This window comes from Xenorhabdus bovienii SS-2004 (genome assembly GCF_000027225.1).
GTDB classification, from domain to species: Bacteria; Pseudomonadota; Gammaproteobacteria; order Enterobacterales; family Enterobacteriaceae; genus Xenorhabdus; species Xenorhabdus bovienii_C.
This window is the reverse complement of sequence record NC_013892.1, coordinates 2743924-2760991: the sequence shown is the minus strand read 5'-3', so window position 1 is coordinate 2760991 and position 17068 is coordinate 2743924. Positions and strand designations below refer to the sequence as shown.

Here is a 17068-nt window from a genome sequence, read left to right as displayed (position 1 = left end):
TACTCACTGAATACGATATTCGTCGTCAGTCATTAGCTCAGTACATTTAGTGTATTGACCTCACTTCATTGATTATGGGGATATCAGATAACGACGAAGGAAATAGATTAATACAGTGGAAGGTAACAAAATATTTAGGGGGCATAAAAAGGGGCACTAAAGAAATTAGTTAAAAATAAATGTAATTTATTCAATAAGTTATTTTTATTTTCCAGTCCCGTCCTGACCAAATAAAAACTTGCTTTAGTATCAGCGAGTTAGCGTTAAGAAAGAGCCACCGTAAAGGTGGCTTTTTTTATGACTCAAATCACCTTTCAGAACATTTTCAAAAGATAATTTCCTTTCATTGAATAGCCAGTCATTTTTTCTGATTACCTACCACGGGAACAATTTCAGTTTTTCTGTCATACCTAGCTGTCTGACCGATATCTTTGTGGCCTGAAATAGCTTGTTTTTCTTGTAGCGTTCCTTCCAGATCAGAGATGCCTTTTGCTTTCAAATCGTGAAAGGTAAAGTTGAAACGTAATTCAGGATATTTCTGTGCGGCAATTTCTTTGGCTTTGAGCCAGCGGCTATTAAATCCATCTCTGGAATATATCTTACCGTTGGCTTGGTGGATGACATACAGGCTGTGCAGGCCTTCTTTCAGTGGCAAAGAATTAGCCAGCTTGATAGCTTTCCTTAATCGTTCAGACCATCCCTTTATCTGACTTTTCCCTGTCTTGTGCTGTTTGATATAAATTCCTGCTTCCATGAGTTGGGATTTACTCAGTGCTAAAATATCTTTTTGCCTTGCACAACAAAGGTAAGCGATCTCCATTGCAACCTGAATAACAGTAGGGGATACTTCATAAAGCGCTTGATACTCTGCATCTGTGATATAGCGTTCCCGTGAGTTTTCTCGGTACTGTTTAACACCCTGACATGGGTTTTTCTTCACCAATCCGCGTTCGTATCCCCAGCGGAACACCCTCGACATAAAAGATTTTTCCCTGTTAGCCTGTGTTCTGCTCTGTAATCCTCTCTTATCCATGTATTTTCGGATATGATCGGGTCTAATGTTGTTTGGGTTCATCTTGCCGAAAACCGGAACGACCTTTTTTGAATACTTCCGATAGTCACTCTGCGTATCTTTTGCCAGCTCAATAAAATCCGCTGAATGTAAAAAATCATCTACCAGTGATCCGTAAGTAAACGTGGCTTTTTCTTCGTTCACTAACTGCTCATAATGGTTCCATACAACGGATTTATCGACGATCAGAGCACATAGACGTATTGTGCGACCATCTGGGTGCTTGAATTCGTACGCAGACCTCCCACGAAACACTCGGGGAGGCATCCAGTTATCCTCTGATGAAAATCAGCAATAAAGGACTGGAATTCATCCAGCAATGGGAAGGACTAAAGCTGAAAGCCTACCCTGACCCGGCAACAGGTGGCATCCCGTGGACGATTGGTTATGGCCATACGAAAGATGTGAAGCCCGGTCAAGTAATCACAGAGCAGCAGGCCGAAGCTTTCTTGCATGATGACCTCATACCCGCTTACGCCACACTGGAGCGATTGGTTAAGATGCTACTGACTCAAGGCTAGTTTGATGCTCTGTGCTCCTTTATCTTCAATTGCGGTACCGGCAATTTCTCCGGTTCTACTTTGCTAAAGAAAATCAATGCCGGTGATTATGCAGGTGCAGCGTCAGAATTTCCCCGATGGAATAAGGCGGCTGGTAAGGTGATGAACGGCCTGACTCGGCGTAGGGTACTCGCCAATGCCAAGACTGAAATTGACACTCTTCGGGCTGATGTTGCCGCTGGCCGTCGCAAGTTGCGCATCAAAGCCATCTGTCCCGTGTCTGAAACTACTTCCTCCCGCAGCATGGTCGATGCAACCACCGTCGAACTCTCTGGAGAAACTGGATCAACTGTTCTCGATATCCGAGAAGACATCATCAACGACCGGGCAAAACTGAAATATTTGCAGGATTACGTTAATACAGAGTGTAGGAGGAATAAATGAGTAACGTGCTAACTCTCGGTATAGACCAAAACCAGTATTTGAGAAATAGAGTCTTAGCAATGCTTCACAATGGTGATTAAACGCGTCCATCCGCCCCCATTGCGGGCGCTTGCTCCCCCGCCTCGCCCGCACACAAAAAGGGCGTGTTTTTGTGCAGTTGTGCATCGGCGCGGAGACCTTGCCCGCACTGGCCTTGGGCGGGGTAGTTATGCCGGGAAAAATTGTGCAATTTTACGCAAAATTGTGATGCGATTTTACAGGCAAAAAACACCGGTATTTGACGGCAGATGCTCTGTGAGATAAGTTTTCATCATGACTCGCCATTCAGTGAAGCTGCACGATAGGTAAGGGCGTTAACATGAAAAAAGAACTGGATGAATTTGACGGTTTTTAAGCTGAAACTTAACACCAAGAGGCGGGTAATATAATCCCGCCTTATTTGTGGATGAAAGAAAAATGGCTTTAGGTGCAACAACGCATGGATCGTCAATCATGCCATTATCTTACTGATTAGATGTTTCTCAGGCGCTCACCCAATGTCTCCAAAATGAACGCGTTGACCGAAATATGGTGTTCGGTTGCAGCCTGATTTAACCGTTCGCCAAACGATTCGGGATAACGTAAAGTAAACGTTTTTGTTTTTTCACGTTTCTGATAAGGCTCGATATTGGCGGAACGGCAGTCTTCTAGATATTCATTCAAAGACAATCGTCCTTCAGCATGCAGCCCAGCAATACTGTCAGCCACAAAATCACAATAACCGGATAACCCTAAAAACTTCCCCCGAAACATACCGAGTTCAGGGACATAACTAATCACCGCCGAGAGTCCGGCGATCTCCATAATATTCGTATTTTGCTTACTCATGATGGTGTGACTCCTATACTTTCCAACCATTCCCGTAATCCCGCCACAGCCCCTTTGTCTGTGTCGGGTGACGGATGGGGGCGATGAAAATTGGCAATACTCCCATTCAGCAAAAATTTACAACGCGAACCCCGACCTTCCTTGATTTCACCGCCCAATGCCTTGATTAACGATTCAATATCTGACCATTTAATTCCCGACGATACCGGCGTTTTAAAAATTTGTTCTAAGGTACGTTGTTGCCTCGTTCGGAGCGCGGAAATCTGTTTGTTCATATTCCAATACACCACGACTTCAAATAATGAAGTCATATTAATGAAGAGAAAGAGTGAAGTCAATTATGAAGTCATAAAAATAAACAACCCGCACGGTAACAGCGGGTTTTATCGTTATTCGTGACAGATCACACCCTCACAATAGCAGTGTATTACCTGCGTTATGCCTGAATTTGATTGCTGATTTACCTGACCCCTTCGGAAAAGCGTTACAACCCCCAAAAACACCCTATAACCTACTGATGATAAACAATTCTCATGTAACGTTTTAACCGTTACAAAGCATTACAAAACAGGGAGTAAAACATTACACCCTTATAAATCAATAGGTTATATTTTTGATTTGTAACCTTTCAGAACCGTTACACGTAACGGCAAAGTAATGCTTTTGTAACGTTTTTAGGTTTCTATATTTTTATTAATAATCAATAAGATAAAAGACTATTTTAATTTTGTAACGTTTGTAACGCTTTTCCGACCCCCCATAAATTTTCAATATTTATAAAATAGATTAAATAATAGTCAACCCTAACTCTGTTATTTACAGATTTACTGACTTTACAGTTATTCAGAATATTGATGACGAGCGCTCGATGAGTTGATGAAAGATTATTTACATGTATTAGTCGCAATTTGAGACGATCAGCTACCGACATCAACATCATAAAGTCCAAAATTTGACCTTTGGTATATTAACTACGGGGAAAATAAATCATGTCTTGGAGACAAAACAAGTACCGGAAGAGAGATTTTTTAAGCGCTCTATTGACAATGAATGCAACTATGCTGACAGAGAGAATCCTTATGGTTGTAATATTCCATTGTGTGCTATTTTACCATGTCATGTGTTGTGAAAATGTAACTATTAGGTAGATATCAATATGAACAAGTATGAAAACTTTTGGGATATTGGCCCACACTCACCTTTACCTGTTGAACATACCTTTCATGCGTTCGTTCGAGGATATGGTGGGTCTGTTATTTCTGATGCATTGCCGGGAAATCCTGATTTTAAAAACGCTGATTATTCATTTAAAGAGAATGGCGTATTTGGTGAATTGAAAGAAGTTGAGACTGAATTTCTTAATCAAAAAGGAGCGAAAAAAAAATTCGGAATAATGATGGAGAAACTTCGGGAAGAATGTCCAGATTGGGAATCAACTCTTAAGGAAGGGAACTTCTACCCAGAATGGTTTAAAAGTGAACTTATAAGATTATTCAGACCAGGAATAACAAGGATTTTAAAAAAAGCTAACACACAGATTAAAGAAACAAAAAAACACTTCCATGCTCCCGAAGCTTATGGGGTTTTATTCTTTGTTAATGATGGATTTACTGGGGTTCCACCTAACTTAGTTCAGGATATAGCTTGTGATGCTCTGTTACATTCTTATTCATCAATAGATTGCTTTGTATATATGACTTTAAACAGATATATAGAGATTTCTAATTCGAATGAACCACAGTTAATTTGGTCACCTAATTATAGCAATAGAGCTGAAGTTTCATTTGTTGAATTTATAGATAACCTAGGCAGAAAATGGTTTGATTTTCTAGAAGAAAAAATAGGTAATTTCACATCTCGGCATGAAAGTGACAATAGGGATGTGCTCCACGGTTCTAAAGCAATTATCTTACCAAAATAAAAAGAAATACATGACTTAATACAAGTATAAAAACAATTCTTATAATATAGATTGATGACGTCTCCAACGTGTTGATTATCTGTAAGTAGTAATGGTCGCAATAAGCCAATTAATAAGCGATAGAGTAGATTGCCCTGAAAGGCAATCTACATGTTGTAGTATCAACTCATATACAGGCTCTTAAGCATTAAGCCTTTCAAAACACGCATCCAATGTCTTGTACTTACATGATTTTCTTTGTGGTGTTTTGAACGCGTTCTGACATAAATACGCTTGGGCTTTTTCCAGCCAAAAACAGGTTTCCGACCACGCCCGTTGGAGTAGGTTTTCGATTATGGGCCACAGCCAGACTTCCGTATTTTGGGCTGCTTTGAGCAATGAAACGGCGGGGAATAATCTGCTGGCCAGCGAACGTCTGAGCAACAGAGCCAGCAAACTCAGCCAAATGAGGCCCGTGACTAACGTTTCTTTTCTCGTGGCAAATCGATGCCAGTTTGTGTGTGATTTTAACTCTTTGAACAGCAGTTCTACTTGCCAGCGGCAACGATAAATATCCATGATGTCATTAGCCGTAAATTCTTTCACGGACAAGTTGCTCAACCAGAGACAAAAGCGTTTTTCTTCGGCAAACCAGCGACGAATTAAGCGAAATTCATAGCCATTACGCCGACAAATCAGATCCAGCACTTCGGAACGGTTGGTTCGGCGAGTGATGGATTTCAGCGGCTTATTGAGCAGCTTGGACAATAATTTCCCCTGACCATTGCGGGCCACCACTATCTGAGGATTAAGGGACTTGCTGATCTGCACCCCAAAAGTTGGACGCTATACTTCAACTTAAGGGGTGCTTTTTATGAAGAAGAAAAGATATTCTCAGACATTCAAGCTGAAAGTGGTTCTGCACTACTTATCACACCCAGATTGCGGATACAGTCGAACCGCATCACTTTTCGGACTGCATCGTAATTTGGTAAACAAGTGGATTGATATTTATCGCGTTCATGGTGAGCATGGACTGAAAAAATCATTGAACAGGTCTTATTCTTTTGAATTTAAAAAGCATGTCGTACTGACCATCCAACACGAAGGACTTTCATTATCTGAAGCCATGAAACGCTTTAAACTGAAAGATACAGGGATGATATCTCGATGGTTGGCTTTGTACAGAAAAGGGGGCATTGAGCTACTGAAGCCCCGCAAAAGGAGCAGAAAAGCATGTACGCGCAACGCTGCCACCCAATATAAACCGGAGTCCACAAAAAGCGCAAAATCGCCCCCTGAACTTTTGGATGAGTTAGCTTATTTACGGGCGGAGAACGCCTATCTAAAAAAGCTCACCGCCTTAATTCGGAAGGAAAAAAACACATATCAGCAAAAACAAAAATTATCACCGAATTGAGGCAATTTTTCCCGCTGAAAACTTTACTGAAGGTTGCAGAGATATCACGCAGTACATCCTACTACCACCAGAAAAAGACTCAGCAAAAAGATAAATATGCTGATGTAAAAATCCATATCTATGATATTTATCATCAGCATAAAGGTCGGTACGGGTACAGACGGATAACGTTAGCACTGAGAAAACAACAGATTCATTTAAATCATAAATGCGTGCAGCGGTTAATGCAGACGATGGGGCTGAAATCGCGGATAAGGGCTAAAAAATACTATTCATACAAAAGAGAAACCGGCTCTGTTGCGGATAATCTCTTGCACCGTCAATTTGAAGCAGAACAGCCTAATATGAAATGGGTGACAGATGTCACAGAATTTAACCACCGGGGGGAAAAGCTGTACCTGTCACCCATGATGGATCTCTTTAATAGAGAAATAGTTGCTTTCCGAACTTCCCGTAAGCCGGTCTTTGATTTGGTTAAAAATATGTTATCTGATGCAATGGAAAAGCTGAAATCACATGAGAAACCCCTGATTCATTCCGACCCGGGTTGGCAGTACCAGATGATTCATTATCAGAACCAAATAACAGAAAACGGGCTCATACAAAGCATGTCTCGCAAAGGTAACTGTTTAGATAATGCCGCTATGGAGAGTTTTTTTGGAATATTGAAATCTGAGTGTTATCACGGAGTGGAATTTAGCTCAATCGATGAGTTGGAAAAGACGATAACCGATTATATTTATTACTATAATCATGACGGAATCAAAATTAAATTGAATGGATTGAGTCCGGTTGAGCACAGAACTCAATCCATTATGGGGATATAATATATGTCTAACTTTTTGGGGTCAGATCATGCTTCCCCTGACAATAAACGAACCACCGGAAAGTGACACTTGCTCAAAATACGCAAAGTCGACATAACCGGCATCGGCCAATAATAATTGGTCACGTAACATCGCCGGTACAGGCAGGTAAGCCCGCTCAGGGGCGGTATCTGCGGTCACGGTCATTTTTACCGGTGACTGAGTCAGCAAGGACATTGTCATGTGACATTCCACCGCGGCCCCCGTTGTCCTGAAGCGATAGGGAAAAACATCGGCCAGGGCAGAATGGACTTTGAACGAACTCCCATCTTGGAGAATAACCTGTTTAAATTTCATGAGTTTTTGGGGTGAGGAGACCTGTTTCTCCACCCATTGCGCCATGGCAAATCTGACCAATATTTTGACAAATTCGACAAAAGCCGCTTTACGGAGCTGGTTATAAAAGGGGCGGTAACTGACTGGTTGCTTTTTATCCGGGCACAGGCCATTAAATTTTTGGTGTAACTGGGCAATAGACGTGATTTTACCCGTGCTCAGTGCAGCGATAAGGCTGAGGATCAACACGTGGGGCTCGATATTTCTGATGCGTTTCATAAACGCACATTGGAAGGCAATATGTTGCAAAGAAATGTCACTGAAGAATTGCATTAACTGGTGTTTTATAGCGATAATCGTCACAGGCTTCATCCGTGGTTTTGATATGAGTTTGGCGACGATTATCAGATCATAAATGAAGCCTTTTTTCTACCTAAAATAACGCGTTATTGCTTAAGATCCTGTATATGAATGTGGCTGCGGTATCAAAATAGCGATCACTTTGGTTTTCTGCGATTTCGACCTCAAATATAACAGCTAACATGATTATCTCCTTGAAGGACAGAAAACGCTAAGATATCTTGCTGGTTTCATTATTACTTCGGTAATTAACGAAATATGAATGACTTTAACCTTGAAGAAAGCGTTGCGATGATTGCGGCGGTGCTTGCAGATCGCACTCGTACCCGTATGTTGTTTCTGATGATGGATGGTCGCGCTTATACTGCAACGGAATTAAGTGCGGCATCTGATGTTGCACCTTCGACAGCCAGTGTTCATTTAAATCGATTGGCAGAAGGGAAACTGGTGATCTGCGTTAAACAGGGACGGCATCGTTATTTTAAAATTCACAGCGAAGAAGTGGCTGCATTGCTGGAAAGCATGATGCACTTTGCCAATCGCAATCACAGGAATATCGCCATAATTTCCACACCAAAATCACTGCGTTTTTTCCGAACCTGCTATGACCATATGGCAGGGGAAATTGCGGTAAAAATCCATAACAGTCTGCTTACGAACCATTGGATGACTCGTGATTATCAATTGACGCAGAGGGGGAACGATTTTTTGCTTTCTATTGGCGTGTGTTGTGATGCTGAATCCTCGTCAAGGCGTAAATTTGCCTGTTCTTGCCTTGATTGGAGTGAACGGCATTTTCATATTGGCGGATTTCTGGGTGCCTCGTTGTTTAAGACATTTTTACAGAAAAAATGGGCGATTAGACAATTAGATAGCCGTGAATTGATATTGACGGAGCAAGGAAAAAGAATGCTTATGCAAAAGTTTGGTGTGGATATAAATTGATAGTGATTTGGAATAGCCTACCGTTTTTAAATTCAGCCTCTTTATCCGAATACGAAGGGTGAATTTAGTTCTCTCAATACGTTGAGTAAATTTTTTTCCTGCTGCGATCACCAAATACATGCGCCACTATCTGCTTCATACTATGAGTGACTTCCGGCGATATATTGGGGATGAGACAGGCCTCAAGTACCACCCAGAACAAATGATACTGGGATTGCAGAAGTATGTTAGGGGGCTGTGTTGGTGAACTATGAGTAGGACGGTAAGAATGAACCGTCCTACTTGATGTTATTAGAAACAAATTGGAATTGGAATACCAAGGGGTAGCAGTTTGCAGATTTCCGTGCAAGCTTTCCATGCTGGGCTATCTGGGGGGAATATATTACAGGCCAGGGCATAAGACTGCATTGAAACTAAAAGCGTAGCGCCTGCCAGTAGGCCAGAAAGAATATATTTTTTCATATTACTCTCCACGTGTAACGTTATTATCGAAAGATTAATAAGCTTAATAATATTAGCTCCACCTAACAATAATCCAATAACGTTCAATAATTAGTCAATGATTGAAATTAAAGTCAATATTTCTTTACCCATTCCCTTGATTGGTTAAAGGAATGAATCTTTGAGGAATCAGCTTATGGCTGATGCTACCTCGTGGGGCTGATCTCCTAAAAGATTAATTAGACGTCCGTGTCCAGATGCCGACAGAGCTGGTGTGGAATTTGAAGCAGAATGAGGTGGATGGTGTTGAAATGGGTAAACAGGCAAAGTAAAGGAATGATTAACTCGCGGGAGACTGCGGGTTAAAAATTGTTGATGTGTTTTAAGATTTAGATGAGAGTTATAATCAACGAAATATTTTCTTATAATTCAGAATATATGATTTTGGGTTTGCGTGACAAAGCATATCATATGCTTCATAAACTATTTTTTTGATCTTGAAGATTGTTACGTACCATACAATATCTCTCTGATTATCCAAGTAATCAGCTCAATACTCCAACGTGAACGCAGGCAGCCAAAATACTGCGGGGAGTGCTGTAATAAGAACGACAGCAAACTAAAAAAAGTGGCGCTAAATTCCAGATCGCAGGTCTTCCTGACGGTAAACTTTTTAATCCTTCCAGCCCATACAACGTAAACCAATTTATCCAACGATTAACCGAAAAACGTGAACAATGAAGGGCTCTGGAGAGGGCAGAAACGGTTTTTCCTTCATGTAACATTAAGAGTGCCATGAGTCGGCGTGCATAATCTTTATCCCAGGTTTTATGAATAAATTTTTTCATCTGACGTCGTTCACTTCGGGGTATGGGTGCTATGATTGGCATCACTCAGTCTATTTTGGGATTTTTTTGATTTGGCGATTAATCAGATCGCAAAAACCGGACTGAGTTCCCTTCAAGTGATCGCTGAGTTATAGCAGAATCATAAGTAAGTTGAGTTTGAGTGTCCGAAGGAAATCAGCCGGGTGGAATAATGGCTACATGGAAGCGCGGTTATTTAATCAATTTTAGCCTACCAAAATTTCATGCGTAACCCCTGAGGACAGAACTCGTTTCGATGCTGCGTAAAGGACAATACTCACAATCCGAAGATATGACATTGTCACCGGCAGAGATGTTTTATCGATTGGCTGAATAAAAAGCAAACCAACTCCACATTGACTCAGACTTTCTCTGTTAATGCAACAGAACCATATTACCTGACCTCACCTTAATGCGACAGAACCCTCTGAAGATACTTAAATAATTATTAGAAAATTTTATTTTATATGGATAACCATCATAAATAGTTATTAAAATAATAAAAAATGAAATTTCTATTTAAATTAAATTAAATTAAATTATTTATAGTGAGAACTATGTAATTAGTATGGAAAACCAAGAGTGCAATTCACCACATGATGATGAAAAAATTACAAATTTATGATGGAATGTCGCCGTTTTCGTGAAAGTAAAATAACTTTGAAAAAAGTAAATTTAATGATATCACCTGATGACATTCCTTATATTCATTAAATAACATAATTAATACGGTATCGTGATTAACCTTAATTCCCCGCTCCGTCCTCATTTCCTCGAGATTGCGCAGGCTCAGAGCGTAGGACAGCATTGGGCCATGATATCGACAGAGTAATGGAGGCGTTTAAATGCGTTTCGGATCAGGGACATCGTTCTGGATTTGCTCAAAAACAGAGGCGCTTATCCGATGTTCCGCTAATGCGACAGAACCGACAGATTTTACTCTTTCCAGTCCATATTTGCCTTGAGCAAAAATAGGCGAAGTCGTAAGAGATTAAACTGTTAATTTATTGTATTATCACGAGTAATTGGTGAATTATTATGCGTTTAGCTCCATCTTCGGACTCTTTATCTGTCAGGGAAAAACAGGCTAATTTACCTAAATTTAACCCGGCCACGTTTGATAAGTACGCAGAACTCTATGAAAGAATGACTTCTTGGCCTTATCGCCAGGAATTAGAGCTTCCAACGTTAGCAAAATTACTTGGAGATCTCTCCAGTTTAAATGTTCTGGATTTCGGGTGTGGGCCTGGCGTAATTTCACGTTGGTTGAATGAACGGGGCACAAAACGCATTGTCGGCTATGATATTTCCGAAGGCATGCTTAGTTATGCCCGCCGACGTGAGGAAAAAGACCAGCGCAGAATTCACTATATTTCAAAGATTAATGAAGATTATAACGTATATTTCGATATAGTCCTTGCTGTTTATGTGATGCCTTATGCGGCTAACTACGCGGACTTAATGGCGATGAGCCAAACCATGGCCAGGGTATTAAAACCAGGAGGGCGGCTGCTCACACTCCCTATCCACCCTGATTTCAATTCAGATCCCGAATATTATCGCCCCTTTGGCTTTCGTCTGATTGAAGAGCAGCCGCGCACGGACGGTAGCGCCCTTCGGCTTCATATCTGCCAGCCACCTTACGATATCAATATACAGGCCTACTATTGGTCGCGTCCGACACTGGAAAATACGCTACAACAGGTCGGTTTTCAGACGGTAAACTGGAAATCGTTGAATGTGCCGGTCAATACCCTGATCCCGAATCTTTCATCCTACGTTCAATGCCCGCATGCCGCCATTCTTGAATGTATAAGGGGGGATGCATGTTAATCAATGTTGGCCAGTCCGCCTTCTCCCCTTTAGTTTCCGACATTGAGCATATCGACCGGCATGAGTGGGATGCGTTGGTTTCCGATAATGACTTTTTTCACAGTCACGGCTGGTTAGGTGGACTGGATTACGCCTTGGGCAAGGGAGACGTTTTTACACTGTACGGCAATGCGGGATTGTTAGGCGGTTGCGCACTCTGGGGTGGCGAAGATCAGTCCGGGCTGTTCTATCTGCCAGACTACTTCCCCGGATTGGACGGTCCTTGGCAATACCCCTTCTTGTGGGGCGGAGCCCGCCGTTCCACGCACAATGAAATCCCCTGCGTGCAGGGGAGCTGCCGGGGTGAAACATTGTCGACCATGGCTGAAATGCTTGCCCAGTTGGCCGGGACCCGGGGATATTACGCAACGATTATGCCTTTTATGCCGCTGCATCAGGCCCTCGAGGTTGCCCGTTACTATCCCCATGCTCGGGTATTGATGCATTCAGGGGAAGCGACCCTATCGGTACCGGCCGGGGGGCTTGATTCGCAATTACAACAATTATGCTCCCACCACAGGGTAAGAGCCAACGCGGAACTGGCTGCTTTTGCCCGCTTAGGAAACCGGGTGGAATGGTGCCGACTGGACGATTATCTACTGGAGGCGGCGGCAGAACTTATTGCTAATAACCGGGGAAAATACGGTAGCCATCAAGGTATTGACTGGATGCAGCGCATATTTGATGGACAAAAAAAATCCTCAGTCATCAACACCGCGGTGGCTGCTGTAGCCAAACGCGATGAGCAGATCCTGGGGGTAACCATCTTCTACCGTTTTGGTGAAACCCTTCATGCCCGTTATTACGGTTCGAATTATCAGATAGACGATAACGACTTCCGTTATTTCGTGCTGAACTATTACTCCTCATTAGATTACGCGGCGAAAAACGGGATCCGTGAATGCCGGCTGTCCATCTCCGCCCTTAGAGCCAAAACGCGGCGTGGTGCAAAAATAGAGCCGCTCGCCGCGCTGTTGCTGTTCGAAAATGCCGTCCCTCTATCAATAAGTGAATGTGAAGACTATAACCGCCTTTTTTACCAACATTACCAACAACAATTCGGCACACACCTGACCCACGACTGGGCGCTGCTTGATTGAAGGAGAACCTGATGCTGCATCTGATGTATTTACTGAAACCGACACAAAAAGCCCATTTGGATATGACCGCATTTTGGCATTGGGTGGAAAAACGCGACGAATGGTTCTACCGTACACTAGAAATGACTGGAGAACGCCGTTGGTATGTCCGCACTATTGGCGATAACGTCCATTGTCTGGAACATTACGTTACATTCGCCGACGAAGCCGCGTGGGGACAGTACCGCAGTGCGGTGTCAAAACTCTGCAAAGATCCCGAATGGGAAAAAATCCGCACCGAGCAATCTCTGTGGTGGGAAATCCTTGATTCAAGTTTGTTGAACGACGCACCTTTTATCGTCAATCTCAGGAAATAATATGAATCTAATACAACGCAGTCTGTATTTTACTCAATTTGGTCGCTGTGAAAAGTTTTTGGAGATTCCCTAGATTGAAATGTCAGCATCTCTCTTTTCAATTGAAATCCCTCTGTTAATTCCTTGGCTGTCTATGTCACAATGATAGCTTAAACACAGCCTGAGGGGATTAAGTCTAGCTCCATGCTGTGAGAATAAATGGGATACAATTATGGAAGAAAAAATACAATCTACCCACACACCTGAAACTGAAGGCTCGCATCTACAGAGAAGTCTCACTAATCGACATATACAGCTTATAGCAATTGGTGGTGCTATAGGGACTGGTCTGTTTATGGGATCAGGCAAGACCATCTCTCTTGCGGGGCCATCGATCATCTTTGTATATATGATCATCGGATTTATGTTGTTTTTTGTTATGCGCGCAATGGGCGAGCTATTACTCTCCAATCTGCACTATAAATCGTTCAGTGATTTTGCGGCAGACTTGCTAGGGCCGTGGGCCGGTTTTTTTGTGGGTTGGACTTACTGGTTTTGCTGGGTAATTACTGGCGTTGCTGATGTTGTCGCGATTACCTCTTATGTCAGTTATTGGACGCCTGACTTTCCTGAGTGGGCAACTTCGCTATTGTGCGTTTTGATATTGCTGACATTGAATCTCGCGACGGTAAAATTGTTCGGAGAGCTGGAATTCTGGTTTGCCATGATCAAAATCGTTGCGATTGTTGCTCTGATTGTCATAGGCGGTATTTTGATTGGCACCCATTTTCAATCTCCTGCGGGGCATACTGCTGCATTATCCAACGTCTGGAATGATGGTGGTATGTTCCCGATGGGGCTGAGTGGGTTTTTTGCCGGATTTCAGATTGCGATATTTGCTTTTGTCGGTATTGAATTGGTGGGAACCGCCGCCGCAGAAACCAAAGATCCGATGAAATCCCTGCCAAAAGCAATTAATGCCATTCCGATCCGGATTATCACATTCTATGTGCTGGCTCTGATTGTGATTATGTCAGTCACGCCCTGGCGTTCGGTTGTTACGGATAAAAGTCCGTTTGTGGGGCTGTTTGTCCTGATTGGGCTACCGGCTGCGGCCAGCATTGTGAATTTTGTAGTGCTGACTTCTGCGGCATCTTCGGCAAACAGTGGGGTTTTTTCTACTAGCCGGATGTTATTTGGTTTGGCGAAAGAAGGGGATGCACCGAAGCAGTTTAGTCGTTTATCCCGCCGTTCGGTTCCTGCATCGGGATTGATCTTTACCTGCTTATGCCTCTCTTTTGGCGTCATTCTGATTTATTTTATTCCTGATGTGATGCGGGTCTTTACACTGGTGACAACCGTTTCTGCTACTCTGTTCATGTTTATCTGGAGCATGATTTTGTGTTCCTACCTGGTTTATCGGAAACGCCGCCCTGCGCTGCATAAGGCATCTATTTATAAAATGCCTTTTGGCATCGTTATGTCATGGCTGTGTTTGGCTTTCTTTGCTTTTGTACTGGTATTACTGTCCTTGCAGCCAGATACCCGACAGGCATTAATCGCCACACCAGTCTGGTTCATTATTTTAGTGATCGGGTTCCAGATTGTGAAAAAACGCAGAACTCGCCTTTATCGCTGAGTAAGGATCAATCCTAATTAATCAATGGCCCGGATCCAGGGCCATTTTTTTACCTACAGCGTGATATTGCTGAGCGGTTGGGCTGCCATGATTGTTCCCTGATGGAACCTAAGTTGCCATGTACCGGATACAGATAATTGCCAAATAGATGAACGAAGCGCTTTATTGAATGGATGGCCTGATTTATTTATTTCGTAGGATTGATAGGTAATCAGTGCAATATTTTTATCCAGCCATTTGATGTTAAAATCCTGCGAAAATATTGGCAAGACCATTTTAAATTCTGTGGTTAATTCATCGATTACGACTTTTTTAGAATAAACATAACCCGATTTTGCGATTTCTAGAAAATCATCATGCAAGATAGTGTTTAGCCAATCGATATTATTTCTTTTTTCTTTATGCAGGCTGATTTCGAGATTTTTGAGTAATTCAAAAATAGCTGAATTTTTTTGATGCATATACGGCTCCGAGAATAGACAGGTATGTAAGAATAATTTTGACGATACTTTTGTTATTATTTAAATAAATTTTAAATATGCTATTTACATTTATTTTTTTATCAGGTAGTTATAAAAGGGTCAAGTTGAAAAAGAGGTTCATATGGAAATTATAATTAGGGCCGCTGAGTCAGAAGATGCCGAGCACTTTCAACGAATTTTTAGCCACCCCGATGTGTATCCGAATACATTACAACTTCCATGCCCTTCGCGTGAAATGTGGCGGGAACGTATTAAGGAAAATAAAACTAGGGGAACTATCCATTTTGTTGCTGAGATAGACGGTAAGGTTGTGGGTAAGGTGAGTTTATTTACTCTGGATAATCCAAGACGCAGGCATGTAGTAGGAGTTGGGATTAGTGTTGATGCTGATTATTCTGGCAAAGGTATTGGTTCAAAAATGATGGAATTCGCGATTGATTATGCTTTTAATTGGCTGGCTGCGGTTAGAATTGAGTTGGAAGTTTTTACCGATAATGAAAAAGCAATAGCCCTATACACCAAATTTGGCTTTGAAAAGGAAGGTGTTTTACGTAAGGCTTCCCTGAGAAATGGCCAATATTGTGATGTTATGGCTATGTCTATAATAAAAAATTAATTATTATGACACTGAATGATTTATGGTGTTTAAGTAGGCAGAGGAAAAGCGTTCCTTTGGTCGCTTTTCCTTCTTCCTTATATTTCTGGCTGATTACACTTAATCAGGTAATATCACAGAATTAATTCCAGTTTGTCCTGAAAGCTTCCCCTGGTTTTGAAAAACAATTTCCGCTAAAAAATCAGCGACTTTACGTATTCTGGGAGAGTGTGCCAAATCGGCCTGAATCACAAGCCAGATGGATTGATCTATTCCCAAATCATGAGAAATGCATTTAAGTTCAGTATATTGAACAATGAAATGCGGTAGTACCGCCAACCCCAGCCCCGCTTTTACGGCAGCCAATTGTGCGTTCAGTGAAGTTGTAGCCACAGATAACGGTCGGCTTTTGAGGTTTTTCTCAGTCCATCGGAATGAAGGAAGGTACGAGTAGGTCTCTGCCCAACCAATAAAACGTGCCTTTTCATATTTACCCCTCAGTATGTCAGGTGAACAAGTTGCCAAATAATCTTTGTTGCCATAAAGCCCAAATCCTAATTTTCCCAATTGACGGACGGTAACATGCCCTCGTTCAGGCCTGACGATACGAAGTGCCAGATCCGCATCCCGACGATGTAGATCTACGGTATGAATATCCGTTGTGATTTCCAATGTGAGGTCGGGATAGTTTTTCTGTAAGGTTGGTAAACTCGGTATTACTAAGTCACTCGCGAATGTTTCTGTGGTGGCGAGTCGGACTTTCCCTGAAATTGCAATCCGAGTATCGGCTTCAAGCAGAAAAGAGCTGGCGGCTATTTCCATCGCTTTGGCTTTTTCCAGCAGTTCTTTTCCGTCTTCGGTGAGCCGATAGCCAGCCTGATGGCGGAGAAATAGAGGCATCCCGAAGGTCGTTTCAAGTCGCTCAATTTTTCGTGAGACCGTTGCAATACCGATTTTTAGAACATCTGCCGCCCGACTTAATGTGCCTGTCCGTGCTATCGCCAGAAATACACGGATATCATCCCAAACCAATGATTGCGCTGTTTTATTTTTCATTTTTGGAAAATCGATTTCTATTTTTGTCTGCA

14 protein-coding genes and 6 pseudogenes are annotated in these 17068 nt (G+C 42.2%); 10 read left to right on the top strand and 10 right to left on the bottom strand.

Annotated features, from left to right (window positions below):
* Positions 1–358 precede the first annotated feature (358 nt).
* Entirely contained in the window at positions 359–1339 is a 981-nt protein-coding gene (locus XBJ1_RS11825) for a tyrosine-type recombinase/integrase (protein WP_012989205.1), read from the bottom strand.
* A 14-nt stretch (positions 1340–1353) separates the two neighbouring features.
* On the opposite strand from XBJ1_RS11825, the pseudogene XBJ1_RS23025 reads away from it, so the two are divergent.
* Positions 1354–2016, top strand: a pseudogene (locus XBJ1_RS23025) (lysis system i-spanin subunit Rz).
* Positions 2017–2526: 510 nt separating this feature from the next.
* Here XBJ1_RS23025 and XBJ1_RS11810 read toward each other — a convergent pair.
* Together XBJ1_RS11810 and XBJ1_RS11805 are read right to left on the bottom strand one after the other, a co-directional pair.
* A complete protein-coding gene (locus tag XBJ1_RS11810; RefSeq protein ID WP_012989201.1) occupies positions 2527–2883 on the bottom strand; it encodes a type II toxin-antitoxin system HicB family antitoxin in 357 nt (118 codons plus the stop codon).
* Positions 2880–3158: a type II toxin-antitoxin system HicA family toxin gene (locus XBJ1_RS11805; RefSeq protein WP_173346397.1), complete on the bottom strand. Its 279-nt coding sequence runs from the start codon at positions 3156–3158 to the stop codon at positions 2880–2882. Before XBJ1_RS11805 ends, XBJ1_RS11810 begins: the two co-directional genes overlap by 4 nt.
* Positions 3159–4039: 881 nt before the next feature.
* Between XBJ1_RS11805 and XBJ1_RS11800 the strand changes: the two genes are divergently transcribed.
* Complete coding sequence (locus XBJ1_RS11800) at positions 4040–4804, top strand: hypothetical protein (RefSeq protein WP_012989197.1); 765 nt, start codon at positions 4040–4042, stop codon at positions 4802–4804.
* Between the two features lie 180 nt (positions 4805–4984).
* Here the strand turns inward: XBJ1_RS11800 and XBJ1_RS11795 are convergent.
* A pseudogene (locus XBJ1_RS11795) lies at positions 4985–5614 on the bottom strand (transposase); the annotation flags it as partial.
* A 43-nt stretch (positions 5615–5657) separates the two neighbouring features.
* On the opposite strand from XBJ1_RS11795, the gene XBJ1_RS20860 reads away from it, so the two are divergent.
* Positions 5658–7030, top strand: a protein-coding gene (locus XBJ1_RS20860) for an IS3 family transposase (protein ID WP_430515360.1) whose coding sequence is annotated in 2 segments (ribosomal slippage) — positions 5658–6129 and positions 6129–7030 — 1374 coding nt in all. Because the reading frame shifts where the segments join, the coding sequence is not laid out codon by codon here.
* Between the two features lie 21 nt (positions 7031–7051).
* On the opposite strand, the gene XBJ1_RS11780 is transcribed toward XBJ1_RS20860, so the two are convergent.
* Positions 7052–7708 carry an IS4 family transposase gene (locus XBJ1_RS11780; protein ID WP_232503280.1) on the bottom strand — a complete coding sequence of 219 codons (657 nt, stop codon included), beginning with the start codon at positions 7706–7708 and terminating at the stop codon, positions 7052–7054.
* 255 nt (positions 7709–7963) lie between these two features.
* Here XBJ1_RS11780 and XBJ1_RS11775 point away from each other — a divergent pair, with 255 nt between their 5' ends.
* Positions 7964–8650 (top strand): ArsR/SmtB family transcription factor, encoded by a 687-nt coding sequence (locus tag XBJ1_RS11775; protein ID WP_012989191.1) that lies wholly within the window; start codon positions 7964–7966, stop codon positions 8648–8650.
* Here XBJ1_RS11775 and XBJ1_RS19970 read toward each other — a convergent pair.
* Together XBJ1_RS19970 and XBJ1_RS19965 are read right to left on the bottom strand one after the other, a co-directional pair.
* Positions 8573–8749: pseudogene (locus tag XBJ1_RS19970) on the bottom strand (IS1 family transposase); the annotation flags it as partial. The gene XBJ1_RS11775 and the pseudogene XBJ1_RS19970 overlap by 78 nt on opposite strands.
* A gap of 861 nt (positions 8750–9610) precedes the next feature.
* Positions 9611–9981, bottom strand: a pseudogene (locus XBJ1_RS19965) (helix-turn-helix domain-containing protein); the annotation flags it as partial.
* 220 nt (positions 9982–10201) lie between these two features.
* Here XBJ1_RS19965 and XBJ1_RS22025 point away from each other — a divergent pair.
* Positions 10202–10294: pseudogene (locus XBJ1_RS22025) on the top strand (IS6 family transposase); the annotation flags it as partial.
* A gap of 390 nt (positions 10295–10684) precedes the next feature.
* Here the strand turns inward: XBJ1_RS22025 and XBJ1_RS21490 are convergent.
* Positions 10685–10824 (bottom strand): annotated as a pseudogene (locus tag XBJ1_RS21490) (IS6 family transposase); the annotation flags it as partial.
* 171 nt (positions 10825–10995) lie between these two features.
* Between XBJ1_RS21490 and XBJ1_RS11770 the strand changes: the two are divergent.
* From XBJ1_RS11770 to cycA, 4 genes are all read left to right on the top strand, one after another.
* Positions 10996–11790, top strand: a complete 795-nt coding sequence (locus XBJ1_RS11770; protein ID WP_012989186.1) for a class I SAM-dependent methyltransferase — start codon at positions 10996–10998, stop codon at positions 11788–11790.
* Entirely contained in the window at positions 11784–12929 is a 1146-nt protein-coding gene (locus tag XBJ1_RS11765; RefSeq protein ID WP_012989185.1) for a peptidogalycan biosysnthesis protein, read from the top strand. The genes XBJ1_RS11770 and XBJ1_RS11765 overlap by 7 nt, the downstream gene beginning before the upstream one ends.
* 11 nt (positions 12930–12940) lie before the next feature.
* Entirely contained in the window at positions 12941–13285 is a 345-nt protein-coding gene (locus XBJ1_RS11760) for a hypothetical protein (RefSeq protein ID WP_012989184.1), read from the top strand.
* Between the two features lie 211 nt (positions 13286–13496).
* Positions 13497–14903 carry a D-serine/D-alanine/glycine transporter gene (cycA, locus tag XBJ1_RS11755; protein ID WP_012989183.1) on the top strand — a complete coding sequence of 469 codons (1407 nt, stop codon included), beginning with the start codon at positions 13497–13499 and terminating at the stop codon, positions 14901–14903.
* Between the two features lie 53 nt (positions 14904–14956).
* On the opposite strand, the gene XBJ1_RS11750 is transcribed toward cycA, so the two are convergent.
* Positions 14957–15364, bottom strand: coding sequence for a DUF4440 domain-containing protein (locus XBJ1_RS11750; protein ID WP_012989182.1), 408 nt, complete (start codon positions 15362–15364; stop codon positions 14957–14959).
* 142 nt (positions 15365–15506) lie between these two features.
* On the opposite strand from XBJ1_RS11750, the gene XBJ1_RS11745 reads away from it, so the two are divergent.
* Positions 15507–16001: a GNAT family N-acetyltransferase gene (locus tag XBJ1_RS11745; protein ID WP_012989181.1), complete on the top strand. Its 495-nt coding sequence runs from the start codon at positions 15507–15509 to the stop codon at positions 15999–16001.
* Positions 16002–16100: 99 nt separating this feature from the next.
* Here XBJ1_RS11745 and XBJ1_RS11740 read toward each other — a convergent pair whose 3' ends face one another.
* Positions 16101–17036 carry a LysR family transcriptional regulator gene (locus XBJ1_RS11740; RefSeq protein ID WP_012989180.1) on the bottom strand — a complete coding sequence of 312 codons (936 nt, stop codon included), beginning with the start codon at positions 17034–17036 and terminating at the stop codon, positions 16101–16103.
* Positions 17037–17068 lie beyond the last annotated feature (32 nt).

Coding starts and splice junctions, on each gene's coding strand:
- XBJ1_RS11805 (WP_173346397.1), bottom strand. CDS start 3,158: ATGAACAAACAGATTTCCGCGCTCCGAACGAGGCAACAACGTACCTTA.
- cycA (WP_012989183.1), top strand. CDS start 13,497: ATGGAAGAAAAAATACAATCTACCCACACACCTGAAACTGAAGGCTCG.
- XBJ1_RS11800 (WP_012989197.1), top strand. CDS start 4,040: ATGAACAAGTATGAAAACTTTTGGGATATTGGCCCACACTCACCTTTA.
- XBJ1_RS11745 (WP_012989181.1), top strand. CDS start 15,507: ATGGAAATTATAATTAGGGCCGCTGAGTCAGAAGATGCCGAGCACTTT.
- XBJ1_RS11810 (WP_012989201.1), bottom strand. CDS start 2,883: ATGAGTAAGCAAAATACGAATATTATGGAGATCGCCGGACTCTCGGCG.
- XBJ1_RS11750 (WP_012989182.1), bottom strand. CDS start 15,364: ATGCATCAAAAAAATTCAGCTATTTTTGAATTACTCAAAAATCTCGAA.
- XBJ1_RS11765 (WP_012989185.1), top strand. CDS start 11,784: ATGTTAATCAATGTTGGCCAGTCCGCCTTCTCCCCTTTAGTTTCCGAC.
- XBJ1_RS11740 (WP_012989180.1), bottom strand. CDS start 17,036: ATGAAAAATAAAACAGCGCAATCATTGGTTTGGGATGATATCCGTGTA.
- XBJ1_RS11760 (WP_012989184.1), top strand. CDS start 12,941: ATGCTGCATCTGATGTATTTACTGAAACCGACACAAAAAGCCCATTTG.
- XBJ1_RS11775 (WP_012989191.1), top strand. CDS start 7,964: ATGAATGACTTTAACCTTGAAGAAAGCGTTGCGATGATTGCGGCGGTG.
- XBJ1_RS11770 (WP_012989186.1), top strand. CDS start 10,996: ATGCGTTTAGCTCCATCTTCGGACTCTTTATCTGTCAGGGAAAAACAG.
- XBJ1_RS11825 (WP_012989205.1), bottom strand. CDS start 1,339: ATGCCTCCCCGAGTGTTTCGTGGGAGGTCTGCGTACGAATTCAAGCAC.